General features: G+C 58.8%; 20 protein-coding genes and 2 pseudogenes. 17 read left to right on the top strand and 5 right to left on the bottom strand.

Annotation, left to right across the window (positions count from 1 at the left end; all coding sequences use genetic code 11):
• Positions 1 to 15 precede the first annotated feature (15 nt).
• Positions 16 to 552 (top strand): hypothetical protein, encoded by a 537-nt coding sequence (locus ACVILL_RS21020; RefSeq protein ID WP_456730799.1) that lies wholly within the window; start codon positions 16 to 18, stop codon positions 550 to 552.
• 329 nt (positions 553 to 881) lie between these two features.
• On the opposite strand, the gene ACVILL_RS21025 is transcribed toward ACVILL_RS21020, so the two are convergent.
• Positions 882 to 1,106: a hypothetical protein gene (locus tag ACVILL_RS21025; RefSeq protein WP_456730800.1), complete on the bottom strand. Its 225-nt coding sequence runs from the start codon at positions 1,104 to 1,106 to the stop codon at positions 882 to 884.
• A gap of 181 nt (positions 1,107 to 1,287) precedes the next feature.
• On the opposite strand from ACVILL_RS21025, the gene ACVILL_RS21030 reads away from it, so the two are divergent.
• A complete protein-coding gene (locus ACVILL_RS21030; RefSeq protein WP_244071759.1) occupies positions 1,288 to 1,428 on the top strand; it encodes a hypothetical protein in 141 nt (46 codons plus the stop codon).
• A 61-nt stretch (positions 1,429 to 1,489) separates the two neighbouring features.
• Here ACVILL_RS21030 and ACVILL_RS21035 read toward each other — a convergent pair whose 3' ends face one another.
• Positions 1,490 to 1,861 carry a DUF4118 domain-containing protein gene (locus ACVILL_RS21035; RefSeq protein ID WP_456730801.1) on the bottom strand — a complete coding sequence of 124 codons (372 nt, stop codon included), beginning with the start codon at positions 1,859 to 1,861 and terminating at the stop codon, positions 1,490 to 1,492.
• Between the two features lie 180 nt (positions 1,862 to 2,041).
• Between ACVILL_RS21035 and ACVILL_RS21040 the strand changes: the two genes are divergently transcribed.
• Complete coding sequence (locus ACVILL_RS21040) at positions 2,042 to 2,404, top strand: hypothetical protein (RefSeq protein WP_456730802.1); 363 nt, start codon at positions 2,042 to 2,044, stop codon at positions 2,402 to 2,404.
• A gap of 483 nt (positions 2,405 to 2,887) precedes the next feature.
• Positions 2,888 to 4,219: a tyrosine-type recombinase/integrase gene (locus ACVILL_RS21045; protein ID WP_456730803.1), complete on the top strand. Its 1,332-nt coding sequence runs from the start codon at positions 2,888 to 2,890 to the stop codon at positions 4,217 to 4,219.
• Here ACVILL_RS21045 and ACVILL_RS21050 read toward each other — a convergent pair.
• Positions 4,164 to 4,526, bottom strand: a complete 363-nt coding sequence (locus ACVILL_RS21050) for a hypothetical protein (RefSeq protein WP_456730804.1) — start codon at positions 4,524 to 4,526, stop codon at positions 4,164 to 4,166. The genes ACVILL_RS21045 and ACVILL_RS21050 overlap by 56 nt on opposite strands.
• A gap of 177 nt (positions 4,527 to 4,703) precedes the next feature.
• Entirely contained in the window at positions 4,704 to 4,988 is a 285-nt protein-coding gene (locus ACVILL_RS21055) for a hypothetical protein (RefSeq protein ID WP_456730805.1), read from the bottom strand.
• Here ACVILL_RS21055 and ACVILL_RS21060 point away from each other — a divergent pair.
• The 3 genes from ACVILL_RS21060 to ACVILL_RS21070 all read left to right on the top strand — a co-directional run bounded on the left by ACVILL_RS21060 (position 4,987) and on the right by ACVILL_RS21070 (position 8,668).
• Positions 4,987 to 5,457: a CopG family transcriptional regulator gene (locus ACVILL_RS21060; RefSeq protein ID WP_456730806.1), complete on the top strand. Its 471-nt coding sequence runs from the start codon at positions 4,987 to 4,989 to the stop codon at positions 5,455 to 5,457. The two genes, ACVILL_RS21055 and ACVILL_RS21060, sit on opposite strands and share 2 nt — an antisense overlap.
• A gap of 1,300 nt (positions 5,458 to 6,757) precedes the next feature.
• Entirely contained in the window at positions 6,758 to 7,882 is a 1,125-nt protein-coding gene (locus tag ACVILL_RS21065; protein WP_456730807.1) for a TlpA disulfide reductase family protein, read from the top strand.
• Between the two features lie 600 nt (positions 7,883 to 8,482).
• A complete protein-coding gene (locus ACVILL_RS21070) occupies positions 8,483 to 8,668 on the top strand; it encodes a hypothetical protein (RefSeq protein ID WP_456718394.1) in 186 nt (61 codons plus the stop codon).
• 24 nt (positions 8,669 to 8,692) lie between these two features.
• Here the strand turns inward: ACVILL_RS21070 and ACVILL_RS21075 are convergent, their stop codons facing one another.
• The gene (locus tag ACVILL_RS21075; protein WP_456730808.1) at positions 8,693 to 9,034 is read right to left on the bottom strand and encodes a hypothetical protein; all 342 of its coding nucleotides are present in this window, start codon (positions 9,032 to 9,034) and stop codon (positions 8,693 to 8,695) included.
• Positions 9,035 to 9,622: 588 nt separating this feature from the next.
• Between ACVILL_RS21075 and ACVILL_RS21080 the strand changes: the two are divergent.
• From ACVILL_RS21080 to ACVILL_RS21125, 10 genes and pseudogenes are all read left to right on the top strand, one after another.
• A pseudogene (locus tag ACVILL_RS21080) lies at positions 9,623 to 9,837 on the top strand (2Fe-2S iron-sulfur cluster-binding protein); the annotation flags it as partial.
• Positions 9,838 to 9,909: 72 nt separating this feature from the next.
• Positions 9,910 to 11,865: pseudogene (locus ACVILL_RS21085) on the top strand (xanthine dehydrogenase family protein molybdopterin-binding subunit); the annotation flags it as partial.
• A gap of 1 nt (position 11,866) precedes the next feature.
• Positions 11,867 to 11,935: a hypothetical protein gene (locus tag ACVILL_RS21090; protein ID WP_456734319.1), complete on the top strand. Its 69-nt coding sequence runs from the start codon at positions 11,867 to 11,869 to the stop codon at positions 11,933 to 11,935.
• 91 nt (positions 11,936 to 12,026) lie between these two features.
• A complete protein-coding gene (gene amoC / locus ACVILL_RS21095) occupies positions 12,027 to 12,818 on the top strand; it encodes a bacterial ammonia monooxygenase, subunit AmoC (RefSeq protein WP_456730809.1) in 792 nt (263 codons plus the stop codon).
• A 125-nt stretch (positions 12,819 to 12,943) separates the two neighbouring features.
• Positions 12,944 to 13,801, top strand: coding sequence for a bacterial ammonia monooxygenase, subunit AmoA (amoA, locus tag ACVILL_RS21100; RefSeq protein WP_456730810.1), 858 nt, complete (start codon positions 12,944 to 12,946; stop codon positions 13,799 to 13,801).
• A gap of 27 nt (positions 13,802 to 13,828) precedes the next feature.
• Positions 13,829 to 15,151 carry a bacterial ammonia monooxygenase, subunit AmoB gene (amoB, locus tag ACVILL_RS21105; protein WP_456730811.1) on the top strand — a complete coding sequence of 441 codons (1,323 nt, stop codon included), beginning with the start codon at positions 13,829 to 13,831 and terminating at the stop codon, positions 15,149 to 15,151.
• A 95-nt stretch (positions 15,152 to 15,246) separates the two neighbouring features.
• Positions 15,247 to 15,714 carry a hypothetical protein gene (locus tag ACVILL_RS21110; RefSeq protein ID WP_456718389.1) on the top strand — a complete coding sequence of 156 codons (468 nt, stop codon included), beginning with the start codon at positions 15,247 to 15,249 and terminating at the stop codon, positions 15,712 to 15,714.
• A 44-nt stretch (positions 15,715 to 15,758) separates the two neighbouring features.
• Positions 15,759 to 16,289 (top strand): copper resistance CopC family protein, encoded by a 531-nt coding sequence (locus tag ACVILL_RS21115; protein WP_456730812.1) that lies wholly within the window; start codon positions 15,759 to 15,761, stop codon positions 16,287 to 16,289.
• A 9-nt stretch (positions 16,290 to 16,298) separates the two neighbouring features.
• Positions 16,299 to 18,290: a c-type cytochrome gene (locus ACVILL_RS21120; protein ID WP_456730813.1), complete on the top strand. Its 1,992-nt coding sequence runs from the start codon at positions 16,299 to 16,301 to the stop codon at positions 18,288 to 18,290.
• A gap of 44 nt (positions 18,291 to 18,334) precedes the next feature.
• Entirely contained in the window at positions 18,335 to 18,847 is a 513-nt protein-coding gene (locus ACVILL_RS21125; RefSeq protein ID WP_456730814.1) for a hypothetical protein, read from the top strand.
• The last annotated feature ends 29 nt before the right edge of the window (positions 18,848 to 18,876 follow it).

The following is an 18,876-nucleotide window of genomic DNA, read 5'->3' on the forward strand; positions in this document are numbered from 1 at the left end:
CAGTCGGAGGCGCCAATGCAGACCGAGCTGAACAAGGTGATCGCCGCCGTACAGGAATTCTATGCGCAGGAGATGTTCCTGCTGGAGCGCGACGTCGGCGAGCGAACGCTTACTCACCGGCTCGCCGTCTATGTCGAGCGGCAATTTTCCGGCTGGCAGATCGATTGCAACTACGATCGGCTCGGCGAGCGCACGCTGCGGCTGCCGCGTGGCTCGACGATCTCGACCGACGACCATCTCGGCAAGTCGATCTATCCCGACATCGTCGTGCATCAGCGCGACATCCCGAACAATCTGCTGGCCATCGAGCTTCGCAAGGACAGCAATCATCAGCTCCTCGAGCACGATCAGCGCAAGCTGCAGGCGCTGACCGATCCGAATGTCTGGTTCGCCTATGCCATGGGCGTTCTGCTGATTGTCGGCACGAACGGAGTGAGCCTTTCCGAGGTCTATACTGGCGGAGCGATCGACAGCGCCGTGACGCTCTGGTTTGCCGAGCGGATGCGCGAGAGCGGGCTCGCGGGCGGGCGCGACGATGGCGCTCAGCATTAAGGTCTATCGGTGAATCTTTCTACGCGTTGCTGTGATAGCCCGTTTGGATCATGCGTGTTTGCTGCGCACGCGGCACAACAGAAGTCGCGGGAGGTGGAGCAATTACTGGAGCTGGTGGTCAATTTTCAGAACGATCCGATGGCGGTGCGGATTATCGGCTCTGCGCCTCTTTCGCTCCCTCTCCCGCACCTGATTTCACTGCCTCAAGCCTCACGGCCGCAAGCGATCGGCACATCTGATTGCGACGTGACGCGCGGAGGCACCTCCGCACCGGGACAGCAAAAAGGCCGCCTTCGGGCGGCCTTTTCCGTGAGCGCGATTGTTTCTGTTTATTGCTTGGCCGCATCGTCGCCGGCCGCGGCGGCGCCGGACTTGGTGCTCGATTTCTTTGCGGTCTTCTTCGCCTTCTTCGGCGCCATCTTGGTCGCCTCGCCCTTGGTCGTCGTGTTGGCGCCTTGCGCTGCGGGGGCCGGACTGCCGCCTGCCTTGTCCTGTGCGAGTGCGGCGGACGAAATGAAGGCGAGCGCGGTGGCAGCAAGGATCAGTGTTCGCATCGGATAGTTCTCCCAAGTTGGTCCCCAGCGCCCCTCAACGGGACAGAATGTCGCAGGGTTCCGCTGCGCCGATCAGCAGTCCGTGAATTGTGCGTGATCGGCGCGGCCGCCGCGAAGAGGAGGGAACCGGGAACCGCGCGCCGCGTTATGTCGCCGGGCAGGAGTTCCGAGGAGAGACGCCATGCGCTGGCGATCAGTGACGGAAACCACCAATACGGTGCTCGACACCGCCCCCGACGACACCTTCTACGCGGTGGGCTGGACCATCAGCGGGCTGGCGACCTTGGCCACCATCGTCGCGGTCTGGATGTTCGGGATCTGAGGGCGAGCGATCCGCGCAGTAGGCGGCCAGCTTGCCGCCGCCGACGGCCGATCGCGGCCGCTTACTTCCGCAGGATGACCAGCGCTTCCCGGTAGAGCTGGGAGAAACAGACCAAAAGCGCGCTCGACAGCAGGAACGTCGCGATGCGGTCATAGTCGTCGGCCGTGGGCCAGGCGAAATCGAAACAGGGGGGCATGAAGACCCACCAGACAATCGGAACCGTGATGATGGTCGCGAAGGCGCCGGCCGGCGCGCCACCCATCAGGCCGGCGATCAGGATCGCCGGGACGAAGCTCGCGAAATAGAATTGCATGCCGAAGCTCGCGAACATCTCCTGCGTCGCGGTGGCCAGCACCACGGCGAGCAGGGCGACGACGAACGTCGACAGCGACCAAGGCCGCAGCTTCAGAATGTAGTCGTTGCCCTTGCGCATCGAGACTCCCCCGGCCCCCGCGAGTTCCGGGAAGGTAGCCGAGGAGGCCTGCGAAAAAAACCCCGTAGGACTCCGTGGGACGGCTTTCTGCGCGATACCGTGAAAAGGAACCGACCCGGTCAAGTCCCTGCCGCATTGTCGCGCTTATTGCGCCGCAGCAGGGTGATTGGGGACAGCACAATGCTGGAATTTCTGATTGTCGTTCTCGTCGCCGGGGTCGGGTTCGTATCGGGGTACGGCGTCCGGGAGTTGATCTCGCGCCGCAAACGGCGGTCTCCGTTGCCTGTTCACGCGCCGGAGGTTCACGCGCCTCACGCCTGGCGACCCCGCCCGCGGCGGGATGATACCGGCGGCGATGCCGACGCCATCCTTGCCGCCAATGACGACATCTCCGCCCGTAGCCGGCATCGGGCGTCCGGTCTGCAACAGGCCGATCTCACCACCCCGCCCGATGAACTCGACTGCGCGGTTCGCGACCTGCTCGGCGAACTGAGCCGGCGCATCGCCAATCCGTCAGAGACACCGCAGCGCCGCCGGCAGTGAGCCGGAACGCCGGCCGCATCACACTCGCCTCGGCTCCTTTGCATGGGGTTGTTTTCGACATTTTGATGAGGCGGTCCCGAAGGACACCGGAATGTCGACAATCGTCCGCGCCCGGCAGGGGTTTGGAGGAATGGTGGACGCACAAGGGATCGAACCTTGGACCTCTCCCGTGTGAACCACAATCCGTAGATCCAGGCTGACCACGCACAGCCACAGTTTTGTCGAAATAATTCGTTTTATTGCAGTATCTTATGGCCGCTTTAGCCTCAGTAGACCATAAGCGGCCATACTGCATTTTGTGTGCCCCTGTTGTGCCCGCCGCAGATTTTCCCTTGGGGCACAACAATGAGGGAAGATCTGAGGTCTGGTCTCTCGATTCTTCCTTTTGGGGCACATTGTGAGGGAAGCTCTGAGAGCTTGCCCCGATTGGGCGCGATTGCCCCTCGCAGGGGCACACCGGGGCACAGAGGTGGGGAATGGATCATGACGGAGCCGACCAACCAGCTGACACTCACCGATGCGGTGATCCGCAACGCCGTGCTGCCGCCCGGCAAAGCTCAGCATTATCTCCACGACGACAAGCTGCCTGGCCTTGCCCTGCGCATGCGCGTCACCGGGGGCCGAACGTGGGTTTACCTCTTCACCAAGCCGGGAATAAGAGGGACGCAACGCAAGACCCTCGGCCCATGGCCCAAGTATAATGAGAAGGCTGCGCGCAAGGCCGCCACCATCGCCGCCGGCGAGGTGGTCAAGGGCATGGACCCCAACGACGCCAAACGCGAAGCGAGGCGGCAACAGGCAGCCGAAAAGCAGCGCACCATCCTGGCAGACCTCGTCGTCGACGATGGTCCCTACCAGACGTCCTTGACCGGACGTCAGGTCGTCAACTGGAAGCCAGCCATGTCGGCGTTGCGGCGCGGGCTCAAGGAGCACGCTGAGAGCGGCGTGGGGGACCTGACGCGGCGGCAAATCATGGCGGCGGTCGACCGCGTCGCCAAAACCGGCAAGCGGGGCGCGGCCAAGGACCTGCGCAAGCACACCCACACGTTCCTCGAATGGTGCGTTGGCGAGGGCTATGTCAACCACAATGTGCTGGCTGGCTATCGTGAGCCCAAGGAAACCCGCGCGCAAAGGGTCGCACGCCGAACGAAGGGCCGTGCACTGACCGATGAAGAAATCATCAAGGTCTGGCACGCATCCGGCAAGCTCGGCACCTTTGGGCTCCTGACGAGGGTGTGCCTACTCGGTGGCCCGCGCCGGAGCGAACCCACCCTGATCGAATGGCAGAAGCACATTATGGATGATCGCATCACCTTCGATGCGGCTTGGACCAAGATGGGCTTGCACCACGATGTACCGCGCACACACCTCGTTGATGAGGTGCTCGCGGCCGCGAAACATTTTCAGCGCGCCACGTCCGACTTCGTCTTCCCGTCACCGAAGACCGGTGGCCAGATGTCGGGCTTCACCAAGATGGTCAATCGGTTGATCAAAGAGGCGGGTGTTGCAAAATTCACCATGCATGACTTAAGGCGCAGTTTGCGCACCATCATGTCGCGCTGCGGCTACGACAACGAGATCCAGCGGCTGTGTGTCGGGCAAAAGCCGAGCGGAATCGATCAGGTCTACAATCACGACGAACAGTGGATCATCCGAAAAATGGCATTCGAAGCGGCCCATGATTACATCGCGGAGCTGGTCGGCGCGATGCGGGTCGGCAAAGTCGTGCGCCTGCAAAGAACGAATCCGCTCGATCCGATCAAGGCTGAACTGCTGGGTCGTCTCCGCGAGCATTATGCGGCTGAGACGGCTTAGTAGCTTTGTCTGATTTGGCCAGATAGTCCCGCACGGCATCGACTCGATAGAGCGGGCGGCCGTCGACGTAGCGCCATTTCAGCGGGTGGTTCGGATCGCGTCGCCACTGTTCCAGCGCCCCGGGTGTGCGCCGGATGACCGCGGCCGTTTCCAACGCCGTCAAATTGGAGCCGCCCGGCAGCGTATCGATATCGAACGTCGCGGGGGGCGGCATGCCACGACTCTTGCGACGGCGCTTCGGGCTACTCGGCGCTTTGCTGGAATCTGGCGATCCAAATGCCTCGTTCCGATTCTGGTCGTCGTTCATGCGCTCCGGACCAATGATCGGTCTGACGCAATAAGATCGTAGGCCGATCCAGCAAGAAAGAAATCAACTGCGAGGGTATGGCTGCTGGATGGCTGTGGCGTACAAATAGGACGAACCGGTTCAATTGGCCTACGAAGCGCTCGGGGGCGCAAATTGCGTTCATTCCGACCTTCGGCCTCATAACCTGAAGGTCTTAGGTTCAAATCCTATCCCCGCAACCACCGATGCTTGCGATAGCAAGCCATCCAGAGCCCCGGCTTCTGAGAGGAAGTCGGGGTTTTTCTTGCCCGCCGCAAAGCGCAGGATCGCGGCCAGGTCGCCGCGCAACACGATCGCCAGCTCTTCGCCATCGGGGACGAGTGTTACCTGATCGACCAACGCGCGCAAAACCTCCGCCGCTTCGGCTCTCCCGCCTTCACCTTGCAGGCTCAGGGCGACGATCTCGGACTGTGAGGCAGGCATGACCACGCCAAAGAAGAAATCCCAGATGTCGGTCTATCTCGATCCTGATGTCATGAAGGCGCTCTCGGCCTACGCGGCCCGCCGAGAGCAATCGCTATCGCTCATCGCAGAGGCCGCGATCGCGTCCTTCCTGTCGCCCGACGCCGACGCCGACGAGCGGCGGGAGGCCGCTATTGCCAAGCGCCTCGATCAGATCGACCGCCGGATCGCTCGCCTCGAGCGGGATGTCGGGATTTCGGTCGAGACCATCGCACTCTTCATCCGGTTCTGGCTCACGACGACACCGCTACTCCCCGAGCCAGCCGCAAAGGCCGCGCGGGCACAAGCGGGAGCGCGCTATGATAACTTCGTCGCAGCATTGGGCCGGCGGCTAAGCCATGGGCCCAAGCTGAGGCAGGAAATCCTGGATGACGTAGATGGCGTTCAATCTTCCGTCGGCCTAGACCAAGCGGGCTCCGAGGGTAGTTAGTCGTCCATTCTTTACAGCTCTGAGCACCGCAGCTCGGGGGAACGCACAGGACATTCACCGTCCAGCTGTCGCTGCCGCTAACATCCCTGCCGGTTAAGGCTGGACGGCGTTCTCAACGTCGAACCAAGCATCGGGCCGAGGCTCGTCAGCTTCTCGAAAGCTAGCGCACCATTGTGAGATCTCCGGACAATAAACCAACGCAAGGCCTTCGAAGCGGTGCTCTTGACTAGGCCGGAAAATTGCAAAGGGGGGCCGATTTTGACAGGCTGTTGTTTTCGAGCCTCGTCAATCAGCTTGTCGAGCTGAACCCTCCGCAGCCCGCGCGCCGGATCCGAGCTTAGCTCGGAGGTTGAGAAACCTCTATGTCCTCCACGGCGCGGCATAGATGCTTGTGCCTATTCAGAAAAACGGGACAGCAGATTTCATACCATAGCGAACACATTGTCGCCCGCATCGGAGATGGACTTTGATGAACACTAGCGGACTTGGCGGTCGGGCGCTTCCCAAACGGTCTGCAAGCATTCGCAATCAAAGTTCGAGCAAGTTAGCTTAGTCCCTCCCTGCGCGATGAGGGCTGCCATGCCCAGCACGATTTTCTTGATTCTCCGTAGTCCGACCGACCAGCACACCATTGTTCTCTGGCATGTCTATGACCATCGGGCCGCTCGCTTCGGGCGGCAGCCTTGTTCGAACATCCGCGAAAACTCCTGTCCGGCCGCTATTCACGCGGCTGAACAGCAAATTTATCGAAGTGCCAGTTGGTGCAGGAAACGCTTGGCGTGCTGGCGAGCACTGGCAGTTTTTAAGGCGCACCGATCCGCAGCTCGTGCTCTAGTGCCCCCTCGAATGATTCCGTCGTCATCGACCACGAACCCGTCGCGGTCCTCTGCCTTGGCTATTTCGATTCCGATCTGCATCGCGATCTCCTCTCATCCTGCCTGGCGGGGAAAGGTGTTAGCAGGCTCCATTCGGTGACTCACAAACCAGCTTTTCTGGTGGCGCGAAGCGCGCGATTCGTGTCCAAGTTCTGACTCGGGACAAAGTCAGTCAGGTTCAAAACACCGGCTGCGTTTGGGGCGCCTTGGGGTTTTCAAAGCGTAGTCAGGCGCTTGATGCGTGCTGACTGAGCTGGCACGCCTGTTGCTATTGGGATGCAGAACACGGAGTGAGGGCTGAGCGCACACCAGATGCGCAAAACGAGTGATGCTCTCCTTCTCTTGAACCCGTGTGCTCCGTTTCTGAGAGAGACAGGCTAGCACACGAAATCGCGCAACGAGTGGCAATAGTTTTGGAGAGCAACATGATGCTGCACATGGAGTCCCAAGCTCCCCCGATCAAGGTGGAGAACTGGCTGCGAGGCGAGCCCCTCACGAGCTTCCAGCCCGGGAAGGTGTACATCGTCGAATTTTGGGCAACTTGGTGCGGACCATGTGCGGCAGTGATGCCTCATCTAGTAGAGCTGCAAGAGAAATACAAAGACAGCGGACTTGAGGTGCTCGGCGTCGCAGCTTACGAAGAAGCTGCAACGGCGGACGAGGCCCGAAGAAGCCTGGACGCGTGGTTGACCGACAAGTTCTCGAACCTGAACTATCGGATCGGGTTCGACTCCACAGGCGAAATGAACAAGCTTTGGATGGAATCCAGCTTTTCTGTCGGGATTCCTACCTCGTTCGTCGTTGACCGTGACGGCCACATCGCCTTTATCGGTCCTCCGATGCAGCTCGATGACGTCTTGCCGAAAGTTCTTAACGGCAGCTGGCGGACCAGCGATGAAGCTAAAGCCGCCGACACAGAGCGGATCGAGACCGGACGACGCGAAATGGACGAAATGACGCGCGGGCGGGCGTTGACTGAGCCGATTCTCGCAGCGATGAAAGCGGAGGATTGGGCAAAGGCGGTTTCGGCGGTCGAAGAGGCCCTCGCGGTGATGCCGGACTACCTCGCCTTCCGCGGGCGCCATGCGGATCTGTTGCTTCACAAGCTGCGCAACATGCAGACCGGCTTGCCGGTTATGAGGCAATTCGCTCGCGACGCGATCGACAAAAACAATGAGGTGTGGATGGAAAAGGCGCTGCGTCAACTCTTCAATCCGGCGAATGACAACTCCCACTTCCCGTCTGCCGAGCGCCTTGCGATGGGCAAAGAGTTGTCCGAACACATTCTTGCGCTGAATCCTCCGCACCGGGACGGTGGCCTCAAGTGGCTGTCTTATGGGGCGGTCGCGCAGTATTATTATGAGAGCGGCAACAAGGATCGCGCAATCGAATTGGTCGAGGTGGCATTGAACTCGCTAAGCGGTCCTGAGCCTATCCCCGACGAACTGAAACAGCACGTCACGCCGCCGTTGGTCCAAGCGCTGGCCAACTACAAGGGTGAGAAGGCTTGCTATGAGAGTGTTTGTGCAACTCCGCAGGGAGCTCAGTGATGGCCCTGTAACTTGCTCACTTGGGATTTTTAATAAACACCAGGCGAACTACGCGCAGGCTCGACAGAACCTGATCGATCACATTTCACGCTACAGTCACACTAAGGGCCTCGATTCCGTGTGGTTCATCCAAGCAACGTCGACAGCTGTGGCGTTACCGGAATCCCATGACTCAACATCTTGCTAGCTGTCGCGAGCACAATCTCGCGGAGCAGTCCTGGCTGCCATCCGTGGCGTGGGTTGAGGGCCGGTTTATTGTCGTGCATGCCAAACGAACAGATTCTAGATTCGTGACTTGATCTGATACTCCTACATCTGGTTGAGCTAAACTGTCGACGTCAAATTAGGTTCATACCCTGCTCGCCCTACCTGCGACATCGCATAAGCGGCACTAGCGAACATTCAACAGCGCCGGTAGGTTTGTCACCTTGGCTGGTCGTCCGAGTATTTGGATGCCGCGGGTTGCGTTTGCACAAACAAGCCAAGTCTGGGAAACAACATGGCCACTGGGGGGGAACGCCTGCATGGGAAAAACTCGAAATCGGCCAATAAAGCAGCACTGCGTGCCACAGTGCTACCTGCGCCAGTTCGCCAATATGCATGGTAAGGCTCACGAAGGCTCACCACGTATCGGTCTTCGACCGCAAGAAGGCGCAGAGCTACAAGAACAACACCCAGGATGTGGCATGCCAGAACTACTTCAATCGCATCCCGCTCGACGGCATGGATCCGGATGCGCTCGAAGCAGCCATGTCGGAGTTCGAGACCAAGTTGGCCGATGCCTAGGGCGGTATCAATGAGGTGCGCCACCTAGAGAACGAAGACGATCGCGCGCACCTCCTCACGCTCATTGGGCTCGCGGCCTTGCGAAATCCAGATGTGCGTAAGAACATCCGCGACATCGCAAGCGACGTCGGCAGGATGAACATTGCCGCGCGCCTCCAGAACGAACTGACATACAACGCGAGCGTCCAAGAAGCCAAGGCTCAAGGTGGCTTGCCGGACGACTGCAACGTCACCCATAACGAAATGAAAGCGGCTTTTGAGGATGGCTGCTTCAAGATCGTCCTCGACAATAACGCGCTGATTAGCACAGCGAACCCGCTGCGCGTCTCGACTGCCTGTACCACCTTCCGCGGGATGCACGATCATCTTGACGCTCCCCGAGCGAATGCAGGCGTAATCACCCCAGGCAGCCCGTCGATACCACAAGCCAAGCATCGGCAGGGGAGGCGCATGGGCTGGTCATTGCGTTTGCCAGCATAGGATAATTGGACACCCCGCAGGGGCTTGAAGCTTACGCAGCGTCAGGTTGTATATTGCCAACCTTCGTGATGTGTAAGGGAGCAAAACGGCCGGTACTGGTAACCAGCGCTGGTGATGGACGACGAGACGCACCGCATATGATGCTCAGCTGCGCCACCGAGTTCGGTCCGCTGATCGTCTTCTATGCTGTGAATGCGAAATTTCAGTTGATGGCGGACGCTCAATTCTCAAGGGTGGGAGCGCACCTGACCTACCTGGATTGGTGGCCGCCGAATCCAACCGTTGGTCTATGCTGGTCCTTCAGGACTTGCAGATTTAGGAGAGATCAGGAGGCTACGAGAATGGCTAAACGCGCACGCATTCGCTACGTCAACAAGACAGGCAGAAAGAACCCTCACGAAAGAATCACACATGTTGGGGAGCTAACCCCGACGGGACGCCATCGACGCGAAGCATTGATCAGGTTATCAAAGATATCGAGATAATCATGGTTTGCAATACGCTATTGCATGCCGGGCGTGATCCTGTTGGCGGGCGATATCGTGCGCCGTCATGGTGATCTGCTCGATGAAGCCATCGTCCGCCGCGAGCTCGAAGGCAGCATTTGTCGCTGTACCGGCTAGCACAACATCATCAAGGCGGTGCTGGATGCGGCCGGCCGCATGAAGGTTTCGCAGGCCGCCGAATAAGCAGCGCGGCTCCGCCGATCGAGAGCTTTCAAAACGTAAGTGCGCAAATAAAGTTTGCTCGGGAAGACAGACATGGGTCTGGATGGGATTGGCGCCAGCGTTGTGCGCAAGGAAGGCAAGCGGTTCATTACTGGCAGGGGCCGGTTCGTGGACGACATCAAGTTGCCAGGCATGACCTATGCCCATTTCATCCGCAGCCCGCATGCACACGGCAAGGTAAAGAACATCGATGCCTCCGCCGCGCTGGGGATGCCTGGCGTGGTCGCGGTGCTCAATGGCAAGCAGATCGTCGACGACAAGGTCGGCAACCTGATCTGCGACTGGGCCATCACCTTCAAGGATGGCAGCCCGATGAAGATGGACGCATGGCCGGCGATGGCGCCGGAAACCGTGCGCTTCGTCGGACAGGCAATTGCGGTCGTGATCGCCGAAAGCAAGAATCTAGCGCGCGATGCGGCGGAGGCTGTGGTCGTCGACTACGAAGAGTTGGCGGCGGTTGCCGACGTGCACGCCGCGATCAAGGCCGGCGCGCCGCAACTTCACCCCGAAGCTCCCGGTAACCAGGTCTATGACTGGGTCATCGGCGGTGAAACCGCCGTGAACGGCGCCTTCGCCAAGGCCGTGAACGTGGTGAAGATGGATGTCACCAACAACCGCCTCGCGTCCAATCCGATGGAGCCGCGCTCGGCGATCGCCGACTATGACGCGGCCGAGGAGCACTACACGCTCTACACAACATCGCAGAATCCGCACGTCGCCCGCCTCGTGCTGTCGGCGTTCTACAACATCGCGCCCGAGCACAAGCTGCGCGTGATCGCGCCCGACGTCGGCGGCGGCTTCGGCTCCAAGATCTACATCTACCCGGAAGAGATGGTGGCGCTGTGGGCCTCCAAGAAGGTCGGCCGTCCGGTGAAATGGACCGGCGACCGCACCGAGGCCTTCCTCACCGACCCGCATGGCCGCGACCACGTCACCCAAGCCGAGACGGCGTTCGACAAGGACAACAAGATCCGCGGTTTGCGGGTGAAGACGCATGCCAATTTCGGCGCCTATATGTCGCTGTTCTCGTCGGCGGTGCCGACCTATCTCTACGCGACGCTGCTGTCGGGGCAGTACGTGATCCCGGCGATCTATGCCGAGGTGATCGGCGTCTACACCAACACGACGCCGGTCGACGCCTATCGGGGCGCGGGCCGACCCGAGGCGAGCGACCTGCTTGAGCGCATGATGGAGACCGCGGCGCGGCAGCTGAAGGTCGATCCGGCAGAGCTGCGCAAGAAGAACTTCATCACCACGTTTCCGTATCAGACGCCGGTTATCATCGCCTACGACGTCGGTGACTTTAACGCCTCGATCGATGCCGCGATGAAGGCGCTCGACTACGCAGGCTTCGCTGGCCGCAAGGCCAAGGCGAAGTCCGAAGGCAAGCTGCGCGGCATCGGCGTGTCCTGCTATATCGAGGCCGGCGGCATCACCCCCTCGAAGGCGGTCGGCAGCTTAGGCGCCGGCGTCGGCCTGTGGGAATCGGCTGAGATCCGCGTCAACCCGGTCGGCACCATCGAGGTGCTTACCGGTTCGCACAGCCACGGCCAGGGCCATGAGACGACGTTCTGCCAGATCATCGCGGAGCGGCTCGGCGTTCCCATCAGCCAGGTCTCGATCGTCCACGGCGACACCGACAAGGTGCAGTCCGGCATGGGCACCTACGGCTCGCGCTCGGCGGCTGTCGGTCTCAAGGCGATGGAGAAGACGGAGGCCAAGGCCAAGAAGATCGCCGCGCATGTTCGGAGGCCGACATCGTCATCGAAAACGGCGAGTTCAAGGTCACCGGCACCGACAAGTCGGTCGCGCTGCCGATGGTCGCGCTCGCCGCCTATACCACGCACAATACTTCGTGGCGGCCGACGACTTCGGCCGCCTCATCAACCCATGGTCGTCGAGGGCCAGGTCCATGGCGGCCTTGCCCAGGGCATCGGGCAGGCCATGCTCGAGCAGGCGGTCGAAAGCCCCAAAAGTCGTCGAATTACCGATCGGTCTCGAAATCAACATCTATGCGTGCGCCGTTCGCAAGGAGGTAACCAGAAAGCTGGGAGCGTGAAGGCAGATCCTATCCTTGCGGTCAACGATCGGAGTGAGCGCCACCCTCGTAAACAACACCACACCTTAGGCAATCTCAAGGAGGAGACAAGATGTCGATCACGATGACTCATAACGCCAAGTCTGCCGCTGAGGACCGTACTCAGCCGTTGGGGAATTTCAAACTTGCAGCAGGAGTCACTCTGGCGGTGCTGGCGCTGATGGTGTTCTGGCGCATCTTTCAGCAGGTCTATGCTTGGAGTGCCGGCCTCGATTCGACTGAGCCCGCGTTCGATGCTGCCTGGATGACGTTGCTGAAGGTTGAGCTTAGCGTCATCCCTTTGCTCTGGGTGGTGACTTGGGCGTATCTATGGTTCACGCGAGACCGCAATCTTGGCGCGCTCAAACCGCGGGAAGAGCTCCGGCGTTACTTCAATCTGGTCCTGTTCATCTTCGTCTATGCCTTTTGCGTCTGGTTCTCTACCAGCTTCTTTGCCGAGCAGGACGCCTCATGGCATCAGGTTGTGGTCCGGGATACAAGCTTCACGCCGAGTCACATCGTGCTGTTCTACGGCACCATGCCACTCTACGTGCTGTTTGGCGTGGGATCATTTCTGTACGCGATGACGAGGCTGCCGAAGTTCGCAACGCAGATCTCAATCCCATTCGTGCTCGTGGTTGTAGGTCCGTTTCTAATATTGCCGAACTTAGGCTACAACGAGTGGGGCCATGCCTTCTTCCTGATGGAAGAGGTGTTCTCCTATCCCTTGCACTGGGGTTTTGTCGTGATGGGCTGGAGTGTGCTGGCCTTGGGTGGGCTCCTGATCCAGATCGCGATGCACATGCTTGAAGTGATCGGGCGGCTTTCCCAAGAGGACGAAGTTTCGGTCGCCACCCAGCGGTGAAACCGCTTATGAACCATTAATCGCTGACAGCCCAGCATGTGCAAAGCATGCCGTCTTGTAATCATGTCGGGCGTCGGCTTCTAGGAAGGTCGATCTCAACTCGGTAGAAGAATTAGGAGGAAGCCATGCAAGGAGGAACGTCTGTGAGACTGTATGGGCTCGAATGGCCTAAAGAGTCAGCAAGAATCTCAAGAGTGTTTGACCTTCTCGTCGCCGCCATCCTTTTTCTGGCCATCTCCGGCGCATTCCACCTGCATTGCATGCTGACCGCAGGGGACTGGGATATGTGGATCGATTGGAAAGACAGACAGTGGTGGGTCACCCTGACTCCAATTATGGCCATAACATTCCCTGCAGCTTTGCAGTATGTGTTTTGGACGAAATTTAGACTTCCAATCGCCGCTACATTTGCGGTCGTTTGTCTCCTGTTCGGTCAGTGGATAAATCGATATTTCGGTTTCCACCTGTGGTCGTACTTTCCGATGAGCGAGGTCATTCCAGCGCTGCTGATACCTGGCGCACTAGTCCTCGATGTCGCTCTTTTGCTGACCGGGAATTTTTTGTTCACGGCGATGTCCGGCGCCTTTGCGTTCGCACTACTTTTCTACCCGACTAACTGGTTTTGGCTGGCGCCATATCGGCTACCCGTAGAAGTGATGGGGCAGCTTGTTTCCGTGGGCGATTACATCAGCTATGCCTTCACCCGCACCGCCCTGCCTGAGTATATCCGGCTGATAGAGCGGGGCACGCTTCGAACTTTTGGTGGCCACTCGGCCATTATCGCGTCCTTTTTCTCGGCATTCGTATCCATACTGATGTATTTGGCGTGGTGGCATATCGGAATGCTCCTCGCTCGCGTGGTAACGACGCCAAACACCCTGAAAAATTTCATGGGGCTCACCGATAAGGATGAGCCAGCTGAGACGGCCCGAAAATCCGTGGACGGTACCAGCCTGCAAGGGCGCTTCGTCGCAGCCGAATGATCCTGCTGGAACTGTGGAGGACTCCAAATGAGAACATTCTGTTTCCGCAAAGGCTCATGCGTGCGTGTAGTCTTATCGGCAGCGGCGGCGATCATGCAGATTGGAATACTGACCTTCGTCCCAGATGCTGCTCTGGCGCATGGTGAGCGCAATCAGGAGCCGTTTCTGCGGATGCGAACGGCTCATTTTTACGATGTGAAGTGGAGCACGAACGAAATTCCCGTGAACGGTGAAATCGTTGTCACCGGCAAGTTCCGACTCTTCCCGATCTGGCCAGTCAACCTACCCCTTCCCGAAGCGGCCTTTCTGGGAAACGGGACGCCGGGCCCGGTGCTAGCCCGAACCGAGAGCTACATTAATGGCGTCCCGGCAATTCAGTCCACCAAACTGGAGTTGAACCGGGACTATGAATTCAAAACAGTGCTCAAAGGACGAGTGCCAGGCCACCATCACGTCCATCCGATGATCAACGTGATGGGAGCCGGGCCGCTGCTCGGACCGGGAAACTGGCTGACGGTGACGGGGAACGAAAGCGACTTCAAGCTTTCAATCAAAACTCTCAGTGGCGAGACTATCGACAATCTCGAAACCTGGGGCCTTGGCAGGGTGTTCTTCTGGCATGGCTTGTGGGTTGCGATCGCCATCGTGTGGCTTGTCTGGTGGTTGCGCCGGCCGCTCCTGCTGCCACGTTTTCGCGCGTTGACGGAAAAAGGCGGCGATCGATCTCAGCTCGTTACCAGCATCGATCGCCTATTCGGGGCCGGTTTGCTCGTGGCGACGATTCTCATCGTATTCTTCGGCTTTCAGGCGACCGACACCGCTTATCCAAGGACGGTGCCGCTGCAAGGGTCCCGCGCAACCGTCGAGCCCCTACCGGAAGTGCCTGAGCAGGTCAAAGTTGCGGTCAACAAGTCAAACTATGACGTCCCTGGCCGCTCGCTTCGTATGAACGTGACACTGACGAACAATGGGAGCTCGTCAGTGCAGCTTGGCGAGCTCTTAACTTCCAATCAGCGCTTCATCAACCATGAGGTTAGCCAGGCAATGGCGACGGTGGATCCGAATTACCCCAAGGAATTGCTTCCTCCGAATGGGCTAAAGGTGAGCGACAGCCGACCGCTCAAGCCGGGTGAAACGAAGACAGTCGATATCGAAGCGGCCGACGCGGCATGGGAGACGGAGCGCTTGAGTAGCCTGATCAACGATCCGGACAACACGTTGGGAGGACTGTTGTTCTTCTATGACGAGCACGGCAAGCGGACAATCTCAAACGTCAGCGGCCCCATGGTTCCTGTATTCACCGATCCCGACAACCGCACGGCTGAGAATCCGAAAGGAGGGGCGGGTTGAACATAGTAAAAGCCGCAGTGCTTGGAATTCCATCTTTGCTCGTCATCCTGGACTGCGGTGGGGCGCGGCCAGCGATTGCACACGGGGGAGTATCGATGGAGAAAGACGTGTGCAAGCTTCGCGCAGGGCCCTATATGATGCATTTTACCGGATACCAGCCGGTCAAGCAGGGGAATCAGGAGTTTTGCGAGGACATTCCGGAAATCGGCCGCACCGTCATCGTCTTGGATACCATCGGCGATGTGCTACGTGATCTGCCCATCGAGGTGCGGTTGTTGCGAGACGCCGGCAACGACGTAGACAGCGAGGCCGTCCTTCGAATCCCGCCAAAAAAATATCCGACAGGCTCACTATCGTTTCAGTACACGTTCCCCGAATCCGGGCGCTTTGTGGGCCTCGTGACAGTCGGCGACGGACCGAAATACGTATCGAGATTTCCGTTTTCGGTTGGTTACGGCAACGGGATTTGGGTCCGATATAGGGACAGTTTCGCAATCGTTCTAGGAACGTTGGCAGCCGGGGCCGCCATGTTTTGGTACTCCACGTTGCGGAAGGAAAGCTAGGCTATCACTTTGTCGACCGCTGTCTTGCCATAAGGGGCACACGCATGTCTCACGAAAAACACAGAAACAAGAGCGATTGCATCCGAGTAGCGACGGGGCGGCCATCACTTGATCCTGCTGGCACGCCAAACTTGACTGCCGGCGCCGGCAGGGCGCGAACTAGGCTGATTGAAGGGACGGTAAAAGAACTCTCGTCCGCAAGCCGGCGTCCGGCATCAGCGCTTGGCATCACGTTGCTGTGCGTTGGCCTCGTGTGCCTGCCGACGGCTGCCTCTGCACATGCCGCTCTCGTGAAGTCAGATCCCGCGAGCCGGGCAGTGTTAGCTCATTCGCCGCAGCAGATCGAACTGTGCTTCAACGAACGCATAGAGCTCAAGTTTTCGAAAGTGGAGCTCAAGAACGCCAACGGTCAGTCGCTAACGCTCGGCAATTTGAAAGCAGGCAATGATCCGAAGTGCATGGTAACGGCAGTATCTGACATGAGACCGGGCAGCTATTCGGTTCATTACCGCGTGCTCTCGCAAGACGGGCATGTGGTGGACTACGGCTATCAGTTCACCGTCAAGGAACGTTAGGCATGCGGAATGACTGTATTGTTTCCAGCTCTGTGCAAGGCCATCGCTGACATTGCGCTTGCATGGGTCATAGGCGGAGTACTCTTTCTGTTGCTGGCAGGGCCGTCTTCCGATGCGTTCCTTGCCGCTTGGCAAAGACGAGTGCAGGTGAGCTTTCTCTGGGCAGCCGGCATTCACCTCTTCGCTACCGCCGGGTTATTTATCGCTCAAGTCGCGATTGCGACAGATATGGCCCTACTGGAGATAGTAGCGGCTGGCCAGACGCTGGAAAGCTTCGGATTTGACACACATTACGGTCGGATCACGCTTGCAAGGTTAGCGCTCTCTCTTCTTTTGCTGCTGCCGACAGCGATCCTAATTCGCGGCTGGTCGAGGGAGCGGCAACGTTCAGCTTCAATCGTGACAGCCGGGACAGCAGCACTGATCGCGCTGATTGGTCCACTTGCTGGACACGCCGCCGGGGAAGACGACAGCCGTTGGCTCGTTCCGACTTATCAACTTCACGTGCTCGCGGTTTCTGCTTGGCTTGGGGCCTTACCGGCTTGGATCTGGCTGGTGGCTTCGGTCGCTGTCACCACCACGGAGACTCGGCGCGTCTATGTCGCAGCGACGCTGCGACGTTTCTCCCAACTAGCAATCGGATTCGTGGTCGTCGTCGTCGCATCAGGTTTGGTGCTCGCGTTTAGCTCCACTAGTTCGGCTGGCGAGTGGCTTGGCACGACCTACGGTCAACTAATTATAACGAAGCTTGCTCTACTTGCATGCATCCTGTTGGTGGCCAATCGGATTCGCGCGCGCTTCCTACCCGTCATGGAAACCGTAGGAGCAAGACCCGTGGCTTTTCTTGCAGGAGCTGGATGGGCAGCAACTGAATTCTTTTGCGGTGTTCTGATCGTCGGCTGCGCAGCCGCGCTCTCTTCAGTCATACCAGCACGACATGATCAGCCCATCTGGTGGCTGCCGTTTCGCTTTTCGATCGAAGCCACGTGGCCGGCGTGGCCGACGCCCGTTATCGCGCCGGGCGCCTTCTCACTAGCACTATTGTCACTCTTCTGGGGCCTGCTCGTTTGTTTGAGAAAGCCGCAAAAGGTAAAAGCAGTCGCGGCAGGCGCCGCCGCCGTTATTTCGGTCGCAGGCGGTCTGTCGCAGATATCCGTGCAAGCCTATCCCGATACTTACCGCCGCCCTTCGGTTGCCTATTCGACGATATCAATAACCAATGGAAAGCGTCTATTTGCCCAGAATTGTGCGGATTGCCACGGCAGCGGAGGGCTTGGCGATGGTCCGGCGGCATCGACCCTTCCCAAGCCGCCCGCGAATTTGAGCGAACCGCATACTGCGCTGCACACGGCCGGCGACATGTTTTGGTGGCTTAGCCATGGAATTCCAAAAAGCGGCATGCCCGGATTTGCTGATGTATTGGACGAACAGGCCCGCTGGGATGTGATCAACTTCCTGCGGACGTTTTCAGAGGGATTTCAGGCGCGCCTCCTGTCGCCTGAAATCGTACCCGATCATCCGTGGCTGGGGGCTCCCAATTTTTTCTTAGAGGACGAAAATGGGGCGGAGAGGGAGCTGAAGGACTTCCGTGAGCAAAGCAATGTGCTGCTCGTGTTTCCCGAAAAGTCCGATGCAATGCGCGTTGAACAGCTACGCCTTGAGCAGAATAGATTCCGGAAAGAACGATTGTGGGCGATTATCGTGTCGCCGGACGCAAAGCTGGCGGCGGGCGTCCCGAATGTCCGGCGTGGAGCACAAGAGGTTAGAGAAAGCTACGATCTGCTCTCCCGGAGCACTACAAATCGTGGAGATCCCAAGCGTTTGGAAATGGGAAGACATTCCATGGAATTCCTAATCGACAGGTTCGGATACATCCGTGCGCGCTGGTTGCGGGAGGAGGACGAATGTGGTTGGGAAAATTCCGACGAGCTGATCTCGCGGGTCCGAGTTCTCAATAAAGAGCCCAAAATTCTCCCGCCAGCCGCTCAACATGTGCACTGAACTAGTGGAAATCTTTCAGGGCTCGCAAACAAAGGGAGGAAAGCATGCAAATATCATCCCGTCCCAACCGGTTTGGCGATCGATTCGAACAGTTCATTTGGTGCATGATTCTTGTGGCTGGCGCTCTGGTCGTGGCTCCAGCCCACGCACAACACCATGAGCCGGGCATGCACCATATGCACGGGTCTGACGGTGCGCCTATTGCGAGATCGGGAAATACCGGCGAGCTGCCCGCATTGAAGATCCTCCTGCCGCAATCGGGTAATACCATCGGCGAGCGTGTTGCTTTCGTTTTCCAAGCCGACGATAACATCGCAGAAATGACCATGAGCTCTGCCAATCCGAGCGTTCATCTGCATGTTTCGATGGACGAAACCGAGCTCATGCCAATGGCAGACCAGCTGATCCAGCTTGGTGATGGCCGCTATCTCTATGTTTTCGATCTTCCTGCCAAGCCCGGCCGGCACACAATAAGACTCTATTGGGCGGATCCGCAGCATCACACAATCTCCGAGACGGTACAGACCCTCAACGTGGTTGTGAAGGAATCAAAATGAGCAAGCCGTCAATCATTGGGGGCTTAGGG

This window comes from Bradyrhizobium sp. USDA 3364, assembly GCF_054056355.1.

Coding starts and splice junctions, on each gene's coding strand:
- ACVILL_RS21040 (WP_456730802.1), top strand. CDS start 2,042: ATGCTGGAATTTCTGATTGTCGTTCTCGTCGCCGGGGTCGGGTTCGTA.
- ACVILL_RS21020 (WP_456730799.1), top strand. CDS start 16: ATGCAGACCGAGCTGAACAAGGTGATCGCCGCCGTACAGGAATTCTAT.
- amoA (WP_456730810.1), top strand. CDS start 12,944: ATGCAAGGAGGAACGTCTGTGAGACTGTATGGGCTCGAATGGCCTAAA.
- ACVILL_RS21070 (WP_456718394.1), top strand. CDS start 8,483: ATGGTAAGGCTCACGAAGGCTCACCACGTATCGGTCTTCGACCGCAAG.
- ACVILL_RS21110 (WP_456718389.1), top strand. CDS start 15,247: ATGGAGAAAGACGTGTGCAAGCTTCGCGCAGGGCCCTATATGATGCAT.
- ACVILL_RS21030 (WP_244071759.1), top strand. CDS start 1,288: ATGCGCTGGCGATCAGTGACGGAAACCACCAATACGGTGCTCGACACC.
- ACVILL_RS21045 (WP_456730803.1), top strand. CDS start 2,888: ATGACGGAGCCGACCAACCAGCTGACACTCACCGATGCGGTGATCCGC.
- amoB (WP_456730811.1), top strand. CDS start 13,829: ATGAGAACATTCTGTTTCCGCAAAGGCTCATGCGTGCGTGTAGTCTTA.
- ACVILL_RS21050 (WP_456730804.1), bottom strand. CDS start 4,526: ATGAACGACGACCAGAATCGGAACGAGGCATTTGGATCGCCAGATTCC.
- ACVILL_RS21065 (WP_456730807.1), top strand. CDS start 6,758: ATGATGCTGCACATGGAGTCCCAAGCTCCCCCGATCAAGGTGGAGAAC.
- ACVILL_RS21025 (WP_456730800.1), bottom strand. CDS start 1,106: ATGCGAACACTGATCCTTGCTGCCACCGCGCTCGCCTTCATTTCGTCC.
- ACVILL_RS21060 (WP_456730806.1), top strand. CDS start 4,987: ATGACCACGCCAAAGAAGAAATCCCAGATGTCGGTCTATCTCGATCCT.
- ACVILL_RS21125 (WP_456730814.1), top strand. CDS start 18,335: ATGCAAATATCATCCCGTCCCAACCGGTTTGGCGATCGATTCGAACAG.
- ACVILL_RS21055 (WP_456730805.1), bottom strand. CDS start 4,988: ATGCCTGCCTCACAGTCCGAGATCGTCGCCCTGAGCCTGCAAGGTGAA.
- ACVILL_RS21115 (WP_456730812.1), top strand. CDS start 15,759: ATGTCTCACGAAAAACACAGAAACAAGAGCGATTGCATCCGAGTAGCG.
- amoC (WP_456730809.1), top strand. CDS start 12,027: ATGTCGATCACGATGACTCATAACGCCAAGTCTGCCGCTGAGGACCGT.
- ACVILL_RS21035 (WP_456730801.1), bottom strand. CDS start 1,861: ATGCGCAAGGGCAACGACTACATTCTGAAGCTGCGGCCTTGGTCGCTG.
- ACVILL_RS21075 (WP_456730808.1), bottom strand. CDS start 9,034: ATGATCGTGCATCCCGCGGAAGGTGGTACAGGCAGTCGAGACGCGCAG.
- ACVILL_RS21120 (WP_456730813.1), top strand. CDS start 16,299: ATGACTGTATTGTTTCCAGCTCTGTGCAAGGCCATCGCTGACATTGCG.